General features: G+C 47.6%; 12 protein-coding genes. All 12 read left to right on the top strand.

Annotation, left to right across the window (positions count from 1 at the left end; genetic code table 11):
- Nucleotides 1-198 precede the first annotated feature (198 nt).
- Nucleotides 199-1,872 carry a DEAD/DEAH box helicase gene (locus ACM1ND_RS24950; RefSeq protein ID WP_418026763.1) on the top strand — a complete coding sequence of 558 codons (1,674 nt, stop codon included), beginning with the start codon at nucleotides 199-201 and terminating at the stop codon, nucleotides 1,870-1,872.
- 209 nt (nucleotides 1,873-2,081) lie between these two features.
- Nucleotides 2,082-2,984, top strand: a complete 903-nt coding sequence (locus ACM1ND_RS24945) for a cation diffusion facilitator family transporter (protein WP_418026761.1) — start codon at nucleotides 2,082-2,084, stop codon at nucleotides 2,982-2,984.
- Between the two features lie 91 nt (nucleotides 2,985-3,075).
- Nucleotides 3,076-4,089: an LCP family protein gene (locus ACM1ND_RS24940; RefSeq protein ID WP_418026759.1), complete on the top strand. Its 1,014-nt coding sequence runs from the start codon at nucleotides 3,076-3,078 to the stop codon at nucleotides 4,087-4,089.
- A 150-nt stretch (nucleotides 4,090-4,239) separates the two neighbouring features.
- Nucleotides 4,240-5,403: an AI-2E family transporter gene (locus ACM1ND_RS24935; protein WP_023990752.1), complete on the top strand. Its 1,164-nt coding sequence runs from the start codon at nucleotides 4,240-4,242 to the stop codon at nucleotides 5,401-5,403.
- A 104-nt stretch (nucleotides 5,404-5,507) separates the two neighbouring features.
- The gene (locus tag ACM1ND_RS24930; protein ID WP_418026757.1) at nucleotides 5,508-6,521 is read left to right on the top strand and encodes an LLM class flavin-dependent oxidoreductase; all 1,014 of its coding nucleotides are present in this window, start codon (nucleotides 5,508-5,510) and stop codon (nucleotides 6,519-6,521) included.
- A gap of 237 nt (nucleotides 6,522-6,758) precedes the next feature.
- On the top strand, nucleotides 6,759-7,652 hold the full coding sequence (locus ACM1ND_RS24925) for an ABC transporter ATP-binding protein (RefSeq protein ID WP_023990751.1): 894 nt from the start codon (nucleotides 6,759-6,761) through the stop codon (nucleotides 7,650-7,652).
- A 12-nt stretch (nucleotides 7,653-7,664) separates the two neighbouring features.
- A complete protein-coding gene (locus ACM1ND_RS24920; RefSeq protein ID WP_028540725.1) occupies nucleotides 7,665-8,468 on the top strand; it encodes a hypothetical protein in 804 nt (267 codons plus the stop codon).
- Between the two features lie 87 nt (nucleotides 8,469-8,555).
- Nucleotides 8,556-9,032 carry a glutathione peroxidase gene (locus ACM1ND_RS24915; protein ID WP_023990749.1) on the top strand — a complete coding sequence of 159 codons (477 nt, stop codon included), beginning with the start codon at nucleotides 8,556-8,558 and terminating at the stop codon, nucleotides 9,030-9,032.
- Between the two features lie 391 nt (nucleotides 9,033-9,423).
- Nucleotides 9,424-10,785: an FAD-dependent oxidoreductase gene (locus ACM1ND_RS24910; RefSeq protein WP_013312369.1), complete on the top strand. Its 1,362-nt coding sequence runs from the start codon at nucleotides 9,424-9,426 to the stop codon at nucleotides 10,783-10,785.
- 388 nt (nucleotides 10,786-11,173) lie between these two features.
- A complete protein-coding gene (locus ACM1ND_RS24905) occupies nucleotides 11,174-12,007 on the top strand; it encodes a formate/nitrite transporter family protein (protein WP_023990747.1) in 834 nt (277 codons plus the stop codon).
- Between the two features lie 374 nt (nucleotides 12,008-12,381).
- A complete protein-coding gene (locus ACM1ND_RS24900) occupies nucleotides 12,382-14,514 on the top strand; it encodes a molybdopterin-containing oxidoreductase family protein (protein ID WP_418026754.1) in 2,133 nt (710 codons plus the stop codon).
- Between the two features lie 46 nt (nucleotides 14,515-14,560).
- Nucleotides 14,561-15,811, top strand: coding sequence for an MFS transporter (locus ACM1ND_RS24895; RefSeq protein WP_322155110.1), 1,251 nt, complete (start codon nucleotides 14,561-14,563; stop codon nucleotides 15,809-15,811).
- The last annotated feature ends 36 nt before the right edge of the window (nucleotides 15,812-15,847 follow it).

Raw genomic sequence — 15,847 nt, 5'->3', positions numbered from 1 at the left:
GCCTGAGCCGCATTGCGGTCGTATGTTGGTTACATGAACAGATTCAACGATAACGGATAAGCTCCCTTCCTGAAAAGGGGAGAATGAGAACCGATACAAAAATGGGAATTCTGAACTATGGAACGATAGATGTCATATGGCACATGAACCTATTTTACGTGACACATATTGAATACAGAAAAAGGAAGTGAATACCACTTGAAGAATTTTGCAGCATTAGGCGTAGAGCAGCATTGGGTAGAAGCCTTGAAAGAACAGGGAATTTCATCCCCAACTCCTGTACAGCAGGAGTCGATTCCACTGTTGATGGAAGGTCAGGATGTTATCGCCGAGGCACATACGGGAACAGGGAAGACGCTTGCGTTTTTACTGCCGATTCTACAAAAGCTGAATTTGGATAAGCGACACCCGCAGGCGCTCGTGATTGCACCTACGCGTGAATTGGCGCTCCAAATTACAGAGGAAGCCAACAGATTGGCTGCGACGGAGCCAAGTTTGTCTTTACTGGCTGTTTATGGAGGACAGGACGTAGAGCGTCAGCTTCGTAAACTGAAAGGCGGCGCACAACTGATTATTGGTACACCTGGGCGACTGCTGGATCACCTGAGACGTGGCACGCTGGATCTGGGTGGCATTAAAATGCTGGTCCTGGACGAAGCCGACCAAATGTTACACATGGGCTTTTTGAACGATGTGGAGACGATTCTTCAGGAGGTTCCTTACCGGAGACAGACGATGTTGTTTTCCGCTACGATGCCAGCTGGTATTCGCAAGCTGGCTCGTGTATATATGAACGAACCCGTGGATGTCAAAGTGAAATCCGCTTCTTCCGTTCCGGTGAGCCAAATCCGTCAGGTCGTTGTGCAAACAACAGACCGTGGTAAGCAACAGGCATTGGTGGATATGCTGAATACGGATCGTCCGTACTTGGCTGTTATTTTCTGCCGTACGAAGCGCCGGGCTGCCAAACTGAACGAAGAGCTGCAAGAGATGGGCTTTGAGAGCGGTGAGCTTCACGGAGATTTGTCCCAGAACAAGCGGGAGCAAGTGATGAAGGCGTTCCGGGAAGCGAAACTCCAATTGCTCGTAGCGACTGATGTAGCTGCGCGCGGCCTGGATGTAGAAGGCGTCACGCATGTCTTTAACTATGACATGCCGCAGGATGCCGAAAGCTACATCCACCGCATCGGGCGTACCGGCCGTGCCGGAGGCAAAGGCGTGGCAGTGACGCTCGCTACGCCAAGAGATGTTCCAGAGCTTCGGAACATCCAGAAAGTTGCTGGCGTCACATTCACCAGCAGTGAGGGCGGCGGACAGCGTAGACCTGCTTCCGATACGGCTGATCGACAGGATCGAGAACGCCGTTCGGGCAGAAACGACCGCCGTTCCTACGGCGGCAACGACTCCGGCGGCGGACGCCGGGGCAGCGGCCGCGAACAGGCGGGCCGTCGTGATGCCACAGGCGGCGAACGTCGTTCTAGCCGCGGCAGCAGCGAGCGTGGCGGATATGACCGCAGCAGCAGTGGTTCTGCACGCGGAGGCCAAGGCCGCTCGGCAGGACAAAGCAGCGAGCGTGGCGGATATGACCGCAGCAGCGGCGGCGGTTCCGCACGCGGAGGCCAAGGCCGCTCGGCAGGGCAAAGCAGCGAGCGTGGCGGATATGACCGCAGTAGCGGCGGTTCCGCACGCGGAGGCCAAGGCCGCTCGGTAGGGCAAAGCAGCGAGCGTGGTGGATATGACCGCAGCAGCGGCGGTTCTGCACGCGGAGGCCAAGGTCGCTCGGCAGGACAAAGCAGCGAGCGTGGTGGACAAGCCAAAGGCGGCCCGCGTGGTGGTCAAGGACAAGGCGGCCGTCGCGGACGGTCCAGATAGATAAAACAGGAGTATTCTCATAGAATACTCCACTATGGTTATCATAATAGCCCCGGGGAGGCTCATCTTCCGGGGCTATTGTAATCTTCACCCATAACGCTTGAAGGAGCAGCACCATAAGATGACATGATCAGCGGAGCTACCTTGAAATAAATGATCAGCGTTCAGGATACATTTTTCAAAAGATAAATTTGGAGGGGTTATACATCATGCAGGAACAGGATATGGGCAAGCGCGCCATGGTCTCAGCATGGATCAGCCTGATTAGCAACATCCTATTAACCGGCATTAAAATTATTACAGGACTTATGTTCAACAGCAAGGTGCTGGTGGCCGATGGTGTGCATAATGCCGGGGACGTGATTGCCTCTGCAACGGCACTGGGGGCGATGCGCATATCCAGCCAGCCGCCGGATGAGGATCATCCTTATGGTCACGGCAAAGCAGAAGTGATCGGTGCAAGCGTGGTGGCGGTCATATTGTTTGGAGCGGGCATATTTATCGGCTATCATTCGATTGCAGCACTGTTCGAACCGATGCCACAGGAGCATATACTGGCATTGGTGGTCGCCATTATTTCCTTGCTCTGGAAACAGTGGTTGTATATCTACACGATTCGTATCGGGAGAGCGGCCAATAGTCAGGGTCTTATTGCAACGGCAAAAGATCATCTCGCTGATGTGTACGCCTCTGGGGCTGCTGTACTGGGTATCGGTTTGGGGCTGATTGGGGAGCACTGGAGCATTTCAATCTTATCCTACGGCGACCCTATTGCGGGATTCGTAGTGGCATTGCTAGTTCTGAAATTGGCGTGGGAAATGGGCCGTGAATCCATAGATGTGCTTATGGAAAAAGCGATTGCCACGGAGGAAATTGAAAGCTACGCCGCAGCCGCACTGAGTGTAGCCGAGGTTCAACGTATTGACCGTATCCGTGCCCGTGAGCACGGACATTATATTATCGTGGATATCCGCGCTTCAGTGGATGCCTCTTTGACGATTCAGCAGGGACACGATATTATCCGACTGATTAAGGGGGCTGTCATGAAGCAGGAACCGCGGGTTTATGAGGTGCTTGTCCATTTGAATCCATGGTATCCAGACGACCACTAGAACAGACGACGCGAATTGACAGATAACTTGCAGGGAGGGTATGCTTTTAAAAGCCGAACGATGATGAATAAAAGCGAGGTTACCCGAAAATATGCGAAAATTTTTAAAATGGTTAGGCATTTCTGTGACTGCGGCTGTTCTTTTAGTGGGCGGATATTATACGTATTCTATATATCATTTTACGAACCAAATTTCGGTTGCTTCCGGACAGGATTCGAAATTCAAACCGCAGGCACAAACTCAAACCAATGTACAACCAGTAGAGGTATCGCTCCCACCAGAATGGGATGGGTCAGAAAGAGTGAATATTCTGCTGCTAGGCGGCGACTCCCGTGGAGAGGATTCAGGGCGTTCTGACTCCGTTATGGTTGCTTCTATTGATCCGGTTACGAAAAAGGCTACACTTATGTCGATTCTTCGTGATACGTACGTCAATATCCCAGGTCATGGGCAAAGTCGATTGAATGCTGCTTTTTCCTACGGTGGACCGGATTTGACCAGACAGACCGTGAGCGACCTGTTGGGGATACCGATTCAATATTATGTATATACTGATTTTAATGGCTTTATTGCGTTGGTTGATTCTGTGGGTGGTATTGACCTGGATGTCGAAAAAGATATGCACTATACCTCCAAGGCAGATAAACACCAGTTTGATATTGATTTGAAAAAGGGAATGCAGCACATGGACGGTAAAACAGCCTTGCAATATGTACGCTTCCGTCATGATGCGACTTCCGATTTTACGCGTACGGAGCGGCAACGCAAATTCATTACCGAGCTTGGCGGTAAAATTCAGTCAACCTCATCTCTAATCAAACTGCCAAGTATTTTAAATAGCATTTCTCCTTATATTGAGACGAATCTCAGTACTACGGAAATGCTGCAATTGGCTTCATTGGGCTTTAATATCGATGCAACAACAGTAGCGAAGCAGCAAATCCCACCAAATGAATTGGTACGCGGGGAAACCATTAAGGGTGCGCAGGTGTTGGGTGTGGACGAAAGAAAGCTCAAGCGCTTCATACAGAATCTTTTTGAACAGGAGAACAAACCTGTGACCACGACGGTGGATGCTGCAACCACGATAAATGATACTCCATAACCCTCGAAAGCAAGCGAAGTTCGTACGATGACGTACAACTTTGTTTGCTTTTGTGTTTATTTGGGTATAACCTTGTATATTTTGTTCCAAAAATATATCGTATCTATGAAGAACGTATACTCAATTGTGTAAAGAGAAGGGGAATGTGGTGTGGAAATAACTCCGGCATGGAAAGACCGATTCAAGAAGTTTTTTCTGAACAACAAGTTTGTGTTATTCCTGCTGGTACTGCTGCTGATCGGCTTGAATATCTTGGTGCTTACCAAAATTTCATACATATTCACACCTGTCATGGTGCTGCTGAAAACGATAATTCTCCCTGTCATTTTATCCGGCGTCTTGTACTATCTGTTCAATCCGTTGGTTGATGTACTGGAGCGTAATAAGGTGAAACGAATATACTCCATTATTGTACTGTTTTTGCTCATTATAGGGGTTATTGCGATTGTGGTTACATCGGTGGTACCTGTAATCCGCGATCAAATACAGGGGCTTATCCAGAATTTCCCTGCCTATAGCGAGCAAGTACAACGACAATTCGAGAAACTGATCGGCAGCGATTTTGTAAACCAGTTCCAGAACACCATTCAAATTAATCCATCTGAGCTGGCCTCCAAAGCTTCTGAAAAGTTATCTAGCTTTATTAATAATGCATGGACGGGCGTGGGCAGCTTCTTGGGCGTGGTTACAGAAACGGTACTTGCGATTGCCACGGTTCCATTTATTCTGTTCTACTTGCTAAAAGATGGACACAAGCTGCCACAGTTTATCCTGAAAATGCTCCCGCCTATGTTTCGTAAAGAAACAGATCGCATTATGACTGAAATGAACCATCAGGTCAGTTCCTATATTCGTGGGCAGATTATTGTCAGCTTCTGTATTGGGGCGCTGTTGTATATTGGTTATCTAATCATTGGATTAGACTACTCTCTGACGCTTGCAGTCATTGCATCCTTTACGAGCGTTGTCCCCTACTTAGGTCCCGTTATTGCCATTACACCTGCGTTAATTGTAGCCTTGGTCACCTCACCGATTATGCTGCTCAAGATGGTTATCGTATGGACAGTCGTACAGCTCATTGAGGGTAAATTTATTTCTCCACAAATTATGGGCAAATCTCTTCGAGTACATCCGATCACGATTATCTTCGTTATTCTGACCGCAGGCAATTTGTTTGGTGTGGTGGGAATTGTACTGGCGGTTCCGGGATATGCTGTCTTGAAAGTAATCGTTACACATCTGTATAGTTTCTTTAAAAAGCGTTCGCATCTCTATGAGGCGGATAAAGAGAATGCAAGTCTTTACGAAAAATAAACTTTTTCACTATAAAATTGATATGGGTCCCCCTTGGGTAACTGTGGCTACGCGTGCTATAATTAATGCCTATCCTTATTCCAAAATAGAAAGGTCAGACTTTTATGATAAAACTCAGCATTCTTGACCAATCTCCGGTATCGGAAGGCATGACGCATGCGCAGGCATTACAAAAGACCGCTGAGCTTGCTATAGAGGCGGAACGCTTGGGTTATCATCGCTTTTGGGTATCAGAGCATCATTCTGCCGCAAATCTTGCAGGGTCCAGTCCGGAGGTACTGATTTCACATCTGGCCGCCCGGACTTCAACCATTCGAGTGGGGTCGGGTGGTGTGATGCTGCCTCATTACAGCGCTTATAAAGTAGCGGAAAACTTTCGTGTGCTGGAGGGGTTGTATCCGGGACGCATTGATCTGGGTCTGGGACGAGCGCCTGGAGGAATGCCCATTGCTACCAGAGCTCTGCAAGAAGGCAAAATGCGAGGTGGCGTAGATCTATACCCTGAGCAGTTGGATGACCTGTTAGCTTATTTACATGACAGCACAGGCAATGATCACCGTTTCGGTTCGCTACAGGCGATGCCGCTCATAGAAACTGTACCGGAAATGTGGTTGCTCGGCTCCAGCGGTGATAGCGCAGATCTGGCAGCCGAGCGTGGCGTGGGCTTTGCGTTTGCGCAGTTCATTAACGGTGAAGGTGGCACAGGGGCTATGAAGGAATACCAGGAAAGCTTCCAGCCTTCCCAGCATAGTGACCAACCGCGTTCGCTTGTTGCCGTATTTGCGATCTGTGCGGACACCGAAGAGGAGGCGAATCGGTTGGCTTCCAGTATGGACTTGTCTCTTGTACTATTAGAGCAGGGAATGCGCTCCGCTGGAACACCTTCCGTCGAAAAGGCACTGGCGTATCCGTATACGCCGTTTGACCGGATGCGTATTCGTGAGAATCGCAAACGTATGGTGGTCGGTTCGCCCGAACAGGTGAAGCGTCAGATTGAGCAATTAAGTAAGGACTATAATGCACAGGAGATCATGGTTGCGAGCATTATTCACGACTTTGATGCCAAAATGAAATCTATACGTCTCATGGCTGAAGCATTTGGACTGTCTTCTGTATAGTCATAATGCGATTCGCCGGATTTAAAAGATCACAGCTTCGAGGAGCTGTGATCTTTTTTTGAATTTTTTGAGGGAATATTGGATGATATGCACTGTATGATATAGGAAATAAACCAGTTAACACTTGATAATGATTATCAATATCTTTATTATATAAAGATAGAATGAAGTTTTGATGAAAGTCGTGCGTTAAGCCCGTGACTATATATATTGGATAAGGGAAAGGGATGATTCCAAATGTTTCGTCTGAAAACGGCAAATCTGGATATTGCTTATGAAGATCGATTGATTGTAGAAGATCTGAACGTAGAAATACCGCAAGGGAAAATCACAGCCTTGGTGGGCGCAAATGGTTCTGGCAAGTCCACCATTCTGAAGACGATGGCTCGCATCATGAATCCTAAGGGCGGCAGTGTTCTGCTTGACGGTAAATCCATTCATAAGCAATCCACCCGGGAAGTAGCTAAACAGCTGGCTATTTTGCCACAAAATCCGACTGCACCGGAAGGATTAACCGTGACGGAACTGGTATCTTACGGACGTTTTCCCTATCAAAAAGGCTTTGGTTCCATGAAAGCGGAAGATCGCAAAATGGTAGAGTGGGCCATTCAAGTAACGGGAATGAGTGAGTTCCACGATCGTCCGATTGATCAGCTTTCTGGCGGTCAGCGTCAGCGTGCTTGGATTGCTATGGCGCTTGCGCAGGATACGGATATTTTGTTTCTGGATGAGCCGACGACATTTTTAGATATGGCGCATCAACTGGAAGTGCTGCATTTGCTAGAGTATCTGAATACTTCGGCGGAGCGCACCATTGTTATGGTCGTACATGATTTGAACCATGCGGCCCGGTATGCTCAGCATATGATTGCGATCAAAAAAGGGAAGGCCGAGGCGGTAGGAACTCCAACTGAGGTTATGTCTCCTGATGTGCTGCGCGAGGTGTTCGGGATTGAGGCGGATATTGTAACAGATCCTCGTACGGGTGTACCGCTCTGTCTTCCATATGCTTTGGCTGGACAGCCAGCGGTAAGCCAAGCAGTAAAGGAAATGAATGTGGAAGAGAAGCAACCCGTGGGTTCTGTTGCCGAGCGACGTGATGCCAGACCACAAGTAGCGGCAAGAGGTTAAAGGGGACATACCATGAGACCACTGGATTACAATCAGCTTGAGCAATTAGCGAAAATAGTGAGAGTCACGCCGGAGGATGCAGTATATTCCGGCCCAGTGGCGGAATGGCTTGAACCAGAGAAGCTCCGCTCTGTAATGGAGTACTATAGCGATCTTCTGCGTGCTGAAGACGATTTGACCGCAGCTGTTTATTTTGTGAACCAGTTGCGTGGCCTCGTGTTTGCGCAGCATTTTATGGTGTCTCTGTGTGAACGCCGTCTGGACCTGTCCGTTTCCAATCTCAGATTTCATATTTGTTATGAAGGTCAATATCCCTCTATTAGCCTCCAGGTCATCGACCTAACAGAGCTGGACAATACGCGGAACAATGGGGATGACCATTCTTCCGGACAGGCTCAGCAAGCGTTACGTGACTTTTACAGTTTGCAGATGCGGCCCATATTGGAGGCAATAGCTGCAGTGGGGAGCGCATCTATTGGGCAAATGTGGGGACAGTTTCCGTTGACATTGCTGTATTTTAAGGATAGAGTACAGCCATCGTTGACTGATCCTCAGGATGTGGAGCGCTTTGAACAAGATTATATGTATGTGACACGTGAGCTGGAGGGAGAGGTATTCGGGCGTAAAAGAAATCCGTTTACGGTTCGTCTCATTGAATTAGACAATCCTTACCGCCCCGGTGAAAATACCTACATGAAACCGTCCTGTTGCCAATATTACAAGACAGGTGGAGGCCAGCGGTATTGTTATGCTTGCCCAAAAATGTCCGCTTCCGAACGCGAAGAACGCAGACTCGAAGTGATGGCATCACGGTAAAGTCACTGTGGATGTTGGCATGTCCGTCACGTTTTGGTTAAAATAGGTTATGTAACCTAAACCAAGCGACACGAAGGAGGATGCTGTATGTCTGTCTATTCACATAATGCCGTAACACCAGCGAATCAGGAGGTTTCTCTGGATACTTACACCGGTAAGGTGCTGGTTATTGCGAATACCGCCAGTAAATGTGGACTTACCCCGCAATATGGGGATTTGCAAAAGCTTTATGACGAATATAAGGATCGGGGATTAGTTGTATTAGGATTTCCTTGCAACCAATTTGGCGGTCAGGAGCCGGGCAGCAGCGAGGAAGCGGCTGAATTTTGCCAATTGAATTATGGGGTTAGTTTCCCGATATTCGCCAAAGTGGACGTCAACGGACCGGATACAGCGCCTCTGTTTGAATATTTAAAAAAGCAACAACCTGGAGAACAGGAAGATGGGACAATTCAGTGGAATTTCACGAAATTCATTGTGAATCGTGAAGGTGTACCTGTGGGTCGTTTTGAACCGAAGGAGTCACCAGAAGCGATGAAAGCAGCTATTGAGCAATTGCTATAGTAGCTTCGCTTTAATTCCAACGTATATGTTTAAAAAGGGTCTGATTTCCGGAATGTCTCCGGGAAACGGACCTTTTTTGTTCTCTACATATGCATTTGTCTAAGGTGTGTTGCGTTATGTGAAGGTCGATTCCAAGGGCATAATCAGGAGGCTTACAGGGAAAACTGGATGGAGCAAAGAAACATTTCAGCAAACGACTGAACTCGTATATCCTTTCTTTTTTAAATGTGGACAAATTGTGAATATCTTAAAAAGCTATTGTAATGTGAAAAATATCACACTATAATAAGCACATGAAGTGAAATAAATCACAAACGCTAACGAGCTGTTTACGTGAAACTATTCACAATTATTATACATTTTATGCCCACACACCAAGGAGGAATTTAACATGAAAGTAGCAGTTATCGGATGTACACACGCAGGCACGGCAGCTATCGTCAACACAGCTAAATGTTATCCAGATGCCGAAATTACCGTTTATGAGCGTAATGATAATATTTCATTCTTATCTTGTGGTATTGCTCTGTACGTAGGTGGTGTCGTCAAAGATCCGCACGGACTGTTTTATTCGTCTCCAGATCAACTGGCTGACTTGGGTGTAGAGACCAAGATGCTTCATGAGGTAACGAGTGTGGATACGGCAGGCAAGACGCTGCATGCACGTAATCTCCAAACAGGTGAAGAATTTACAGACACATTTGATAAATTAATTGTGACTACAGGATCATGGCCCATTATTCCGAAGCTGGAAGGCATTGAACTTGATCATATTTTGCTCTGTAAAAACTATAATCATTCGAATGATATCATTGAGAAAGCCCAGCACGTACAGAACATTACAGTCGTCGGAGCAGGATACATTGGTGTTGAACTGGTAGAAGCGTTCCAAATGAACGGTAAAAATGTAACATTGATCGACAGTGCTGATCGTATATTGAATAAGTATTTGGACCATGAGTATACAGACCGGATTGAAAGTTCCCTGAAGGAGCACGGCATTAAGCTGGTACTTGGCGAGACGGTGAGTCGTTTTGAGGGTACGAACGGTAAGGTAAGTAAAGTCGTGACCTCTAAAGGAGAATATGAAACAGAGCTTGTTATTCTCTGTATCGGTTTCCGACCTCAAACGGATCTGCTCAAAGGTCAGGTAGATATGTTGCCTAACGGTGCGATCATTGTGGATAACTATATGCAAAGTAGCTGCCCGGACGTGTTTGCAGCAGGTGACAGTTGTGCAATCCGCTATAATCCGACAGGCAAAACGGCTTATATCCCTTTGGCAACCAACGCAGTTCGTATGGGTACGCTGGTAGCACGTAATCTGGTACAACCAACCATTGCCTACATGGGAACCCAAGGAACTTCGGGTATCAAAATTTACGAAGACAATATTGCAGGAACAGGCATGACGGAAGCGGCGGCAACGGACGAAGGCATGACTGTAGAAGCTGTAACCATTGAGGACAGCTACCGGCCTGAATTTATGCCAACCTCCGAAAAGGTATTACTGAAAGTGGTATATGAGCAGGAGACACGGAGAATTTTGGGGGCACAAATTATGTCGAAGGTGGATTTGACGCAATCCATTAACACGCTATCCGTAGCCATTCAAAATCATATGACCATTGACCAGTTGGCCTTTGTCGATTTCTTCTTCCAGCCACATTATAACAAGCCTTGGAATTTCCTGAACGCAGCAGGTTTACAAGCATTGCCTACAATATCCGAACGGAACCCAGTTACTGTATAATTCGGTTTGTCTGTGACATTGTTCATAAGTTTGTCAACAATCTGAGACGTATGGACGAATCCTTATAGTACAATATAGAGTAGCATAAGGATTAGGGGGTAAGTAGCTTATGGATTTGTTTTATATCCTTTTTCTTGTAGTCGTAGCGCTGGTAGGCCTCGGTGGAGTTATTTGGTTCTTGAGAGCAGTTGAAAAGGAAGAATACAACTAAATGCAAAGCGCGTAGTAGCGCAGTAGATGTAATAATACAGAAAAGACAGTCCTTTTTCCAAGGGCTGTTTTTTTAATGCTTGATAAAGTGATTTTTTTCACAAACATAATCACTGATTTTAAATAAAATATGAAAGAAGAACATTTTAGTGAAAAGATATTAAAGGAGCGGGGACATATGGCGAGCTATAAACCGGGGCAAATTGCCGAAAAGACGGTGGAAACAGGAGTGGCCAAGGCGAACAACCCGTGGACTGTGGCGGTGGTACTGGGATTTTTGGCAGGTGCATTTATTGCACTCGGGTTTTTGCTGGATATACGTGTTATTGCAAGTGCGCCTAAAGAATGGGGAAGCATTGCCACCTTTATTGGAGCTGCGGTGTTCCCTGTAGGTCTGGTATTAGTTTTGATCGCCGGCGGAGAATTGCTGACCGGCAATATGATGGCGGTTCCTTTGGCGAGATGGGCAGGACGGATTAAGACAGGGGCCATGCTTCGTAATTTGGCGATTATTACGCTCAGTAATTTTGCGGGTGCGTTATTCGTTGCTTTTTTCTTTGGCCATGTGCTGGGTTTGACAGAAACGGGTCCTTACCTGGACAAAGTGGTGGATATGGCAGGACATAAGCTACATGAAAGCTTTTTGCAGTCTTTTATATCGGGTATAGGATGTAACTGGCTCGTAGCACTGGCTGTATGGCTGGCTTATAGCACAGACTCAATTGGCGGCAAAATTATGGGGATTTGGTTCCCGACCATGGCCTTTGTCGCTATTGGATTTCAGCACGTTGTTGCCAATATGTTTCTCATTCCGGCGGCTATCTTTGCAGGCCACTTTTCATGGGCAGATTATGTTATGAACTTCATTCCGGTCTGGCTGGGGAATTTGGTAGGAGGTAGCCTGTTTGTGGCTGGAGCCTACTGGTTGGCCTATTTGAAAAAGCCTCAAGCCAACGCACATCCAGTGAATGAATCTCCAACTACTTCTTCGGTTGCACATCAAATCCGTTGAGTGATCCTGCTTAATTACGGCACTTTAAACAGCAATAAACAAAGCAAATCCGCCATGACAGGCCCGGGGGAACGAAACCTGTCATGGCGGATTTTTTTTGGGAGTGGTCCATGATTTGGCATGGAGGATGAGTGTGCTCTCGTCCCATAATGCCTTGATCTCTTTTACCCTCGGTAAGATATGATGAAACAGGATGTCGAAAAAAATTATGATTCTTAAAAAAATCCGTTTTGCTCTATGCAGCAGACGGATTTTTTTAATATTTTGGAGAGCGGCTGTGTGGGAAAATCCTTCTCTTGCCATAGGTCAAAGCTGTGGATATGATAAGAGCAGTGTAATTTTTGGAAACGGTAACGGAAAGGAGCATCAACACTATGGATCATCGCAATAGCGCGCCTCCTGAGGCCACGCTTCAACAAGACTTACAAAGGGGACAGCGGATGACGGAGCAGCAGGACGGTATTTTTCCAGCTGTATGCCCGTTAGATTGCCCGGATACGTGTGGGCTCCTGCTTCACAAGGAAAATGGAAAGATAGTCAAGGTCACTGGGAACCCGGATCATCCTATTACCAAAGGCGCTATTTGTAACAAAGTTCGCAATATGACGGAGCGGGTATATGATCCTGATCGGGTGCTCTATCCGTTGAAACGTATAGGCCCCAAAGGAGAAGGGAAGTTTGAACGAATTAGCTGGGAGGAAGCGGTCGATACCATTACAGGTCGATTCAAGGAGCTGATACGTACGGACGGATCGGAATCTATTCTCCCCTACAGCTTTTATGGCAATATGGGCGTATTGAGTGTGGATGGAATGGATCGCCGATTTTTTAATGCGCTGGGTTCAAGCCAACTGGATCAGACGATTTGCAGCGTGGCTGGGAATGAAGGCTGGGCATCCGTTATGGGCTTTAAGGGCGGCACCAGCCCGGAGGACACGGAGGATGCAGACCTCATTATTGTGTGGGGTGGAAATGTCATTAGCACCAACATGCATCAGGTCGTTTTGGCTGAGAAGGCACGTAAAAAGGGTGCTAAGGTGGTCGTTATTGACGTTCATCGCAACCGGACGGCGCAATGGGCGGATTGGTTCATTCCGTTATATCCGGGGACGGATACGGCGCTCGCGCTGGGTGTTATGAATGTGCTGTTCGCTCAGGGACTGACGGACGCCGAATTTTTACATCGCTACACGGTAGGCCATGAGGAACTGCGCGAGCATGTTAAGACATATACACCAGAGCGAGTTTCGCGGATTACCGGCGTGCCGGAAGCAGATATTATCCGTTTAGCGGAAATGTACGGAACTGCGCGAGCAGCGTATATCAATATAGGTAATGGGCTTCAGCATCATGATAATGGCGGTATGAACGTACGTGCGGTTACATGCTTGCCTGCGCTCACTGGACAATGGCTAAAGCACGGCGGGGGAGCGTCACGCTCTAATGGCGCTTATGGCAAATTTAACGGCGCCAATCTGGCGCGTCCTGATCTGCGACAGAACCCGGATGCCCGGGTGATCAACATGAACCGGATCGGAGAAGCGCTGCTACAGAAGGAACAGCCGATTAAGGCGTTATTTGTATACTGCAGTAACCCGGTAGTTGTAGCTCCCGATTCGGAACGGGTGACTGAAGGATTTGAACGAGAGGATTTGTTCACAGTCGTACATGACCTGTTTCTTACGGATACGGCCCGTTATGCCGATATTGTGCTGCCTGCAGCGTCTTCCTTTGAGGGTACAGACCTATATAAATCCTACTGGCATCACTATGTCCAGATGCAGGAACCCGTCATTGCTCCACTCGGGGAAAGCAAAAGCAATTATGAGCTGTTTAGCCTGCTCGGACGGGCTATGGGCTTTGACGAAGCTGCCTTTACGGAAAGTGAAGCGGACATGATCGCAGGCGCGCTGGATAATCCAACGAACCCTTATCTCAACGGTGTAACCTTGGAAGCCTTAAAGAAGTCACCTTTTGTAAAGCTTGATATGTCGCCAAAGGCCACTTATTTGGATCGTCTAACCACGCCTTCAGGCAAGATTGAGCTATATTCGAAAAAAATGAAACAAGCAGGTCTGCCCGCGATGCCTTCATATGTGCCGCTGATTGAAGGGTATGATGGAGAGCATCGACCGCAAGCGGACGAGCGGTTTCCATTAATGTTTATTTCACCGCCAAACCATAATTTTCTGAATTCTACTTTCGCTAACTTACCCAAGCATCAGCGGCTGGAGCGGGAGCCCTTGCTACAAATTCACCCGGAGGATGCTCAGACAAGAGGCATCGCGGATGGGGAACCGGTTACCGTATGGAATGATCGGGGGACGTATGAGCTGAAAGCCAAAGTCACCGATCTGATGCTGCCCGGTACAGTGATTAGCCAGGGATTATGGTGGGAAGGCAAAGGACGCAGACAGCGTGCCAATGTGTTAACCTCTGATCGGCTGTCGGATATGGGACAGGGGGCTACTTTCTTCTCAACGGTGGTGAATGTGAAGCGCCAATGAGATAATGCCATTTATGGCGTCAGATGCAAAAGGAGAAACAAAAGATATGAAATGGTTGGAGTCTTATCCGAAAGAAGTGAAAGTGTTTCTCGTTGCTAGCCTGATTAATTCCGCTGGAAGTTCATTGATGTGGCCGTTGGTCAGCATGTATGTGTTTGACGAACTGAACCGTAGTATGGGAGATGCAGGGATTGCGATTTTAGTGCAGTCTCTGGGCGGAATTTTTGGTCAAGTGCTGGGCGGAGCCCTCTATCATCGTATTGGAGCCAAAAAATTGATTGTTGGCTCACTGGCGATGAACGCGCTGGGACTTCTCACGCTTCCATTTACCAGTGGTCATTGGGTAGCGTTTGTCATCATGATGGGCTTTATCGGCTTTTTTAATGTCGTATCTGTGCCTGCGATTCAGGCCTTTGTAGGTTTTCGTTTCGCTGACCGTCGTGGAGAGCTGTTTAATATTATTTATGTCGCTAACAATATTGGGGTTGCAGTGGGTACGGGATTGAGTGGCGTTCTGGCTGACCTTTCCTATCAGCTCAGCTTTGTGATGAACGGGGTGACTTCTGCGGTATTTGCCGGGTTCTTCTGGTCTTATCTAAGCAGGGTAGATCGGGAAGAGGGAGAAGTACAGCTCAGCAAGTCCGTGAAGAAAAGAGAGGAAATACCAGCTCGTTTGCTGTTTCGTGATACCAGATTGTATCTCTTTGTGGGGGTAGGCTCGCTTTTTTTATGGTTCGGCAATTCGATCTGGAATACAGGAGTGTCTCCCCATATTATTGAGCAGGGCTTGCCTAAAACGATGTATGGGTTACTATGGACGCTGAATGGTATCCTTATATTTGCCGCACAACCCATTATTTTTTGGATAAAACGACTGTACGCTCATCACGCTTCAGCGCAAATGACATGGGCCGGAGGATTTTATTTGGCGGCTTATATTGTCATGCTGGGCACACAGAACTATACTGGGATGATATTCGCTATGGTTCTGGCGACCCTGGGAGAAATGCTGATTGCACCTGCGGTTCCAGCATTCCTGTCTGATCATGGAGGTCGGGGTGCACCCTTTTACATTGGGCTTGTGGGGGGTATTGGCGCAGCCGGACGGGTAATGGGGCCTTATATTATGGGGAAGTTGTATGATGGCGGTGGGTTACCGCCTACACTTTGGCTGGCATCAGGCGTAGCGGTGTTGTCGATCCTGTTTTTCGTCCTGCATAGCTGGTTGAACCGTTTCCGGCATCATTCGGATACTTTGGATACTACGACACCCAAGGTAGATGTTCCCAGTTCTTAAGTCCTAATAAAAGTGCAGTAATATGCTGTAATTATG

The organism is Paenibacillus sp. JJ1722 (assembly GCF_048282685.1).
Lineage (GTDB): Bacteria > Bacillota > Bacilli > Paenibacillales > Paenibacillaceae > Paenibacillus > Paenibacillus polymyxa_B.
Note: the sequence above shows the minus strand (reverse complement) of the source record. Positions and strands in the feature narration are given on the sequence as shown.

Excerpts from the sequence above, each read along its gene's own strand:
- ACM1ND_RS24945 (WP_418026761.1), top strand. The coding sequence starts at position 2,082 with ATGCAGGAACAGGATATGGGCAAGCGCGCCATGGTCTCAGCATGGATC.
- ACM1ND_RS24940 (WP_418026759.1), top strand. The coding sequence starts at position 3,076 with ATGCGAAAATTTTTAAAATGGTTAGGCATTTCTGTGACTGCGGCTGTT.
- ACM1ND_RS24930 (WP_418026757.1), top strand. The coding sequence starts at position 5,508 with ATGATAAAACTCAGCATTCTTGACCAATCTCCGGTATCGGAAGGCATG.
- ACM1ND_RS24925 (WP_023990751.1), top strand. The coding sequence starts at position 6,759 with ATGTTTCGTCTGAAAACGGCAAATCTGGATATTGCTTATGAAGATCGA.
- ACM1ND_RS24920 (WP_028540725.1), top strand. The coding sequence starts at position 7,665 with ATGAGACCACTGGATTACAATCAGCTTGAGCAATTAGCGAAAATAGTG.
- ACM1ND_RS24915 (WP_023990749.1), top strand. The coding sequence starts at position 8,556 with ATGTCTGTCTATTCACATAATGCCGTAACACCAGCGAATCAGGAGGTT.
- ACM1ND_RS24910 (WP_013312369.1), top strand. The coding sequence starts at position 9,424 with ATGAAAGTAGCAGTTATCGGATGTACACACGCAGGCACGGCAGCTATC.
- ACM1ND_RS24905 (WP_023990747.1), top strand. The coding sequence starts at position 11,174 with ATGGCGAGCTATAAACCGGGGCAAATTGCCGAAAAGACGGTGGAAACA.
- ACM1ND_RS24900 (WP_418026754.1), top strand. The coding sequence starts at position 12,382 with ATGGATCATCGCAATAGCGCGCCTCCTGAGGCCACGCTTCAACAAGAC.
- ACM1ND_RS24895 (WP_322155110.1), top strand. The coding sequence starts at position 14,561 with ATGAAATGGTTGGAGTCTTATCCGAAAGAAGTGAAAGTGTTTCTCGTT.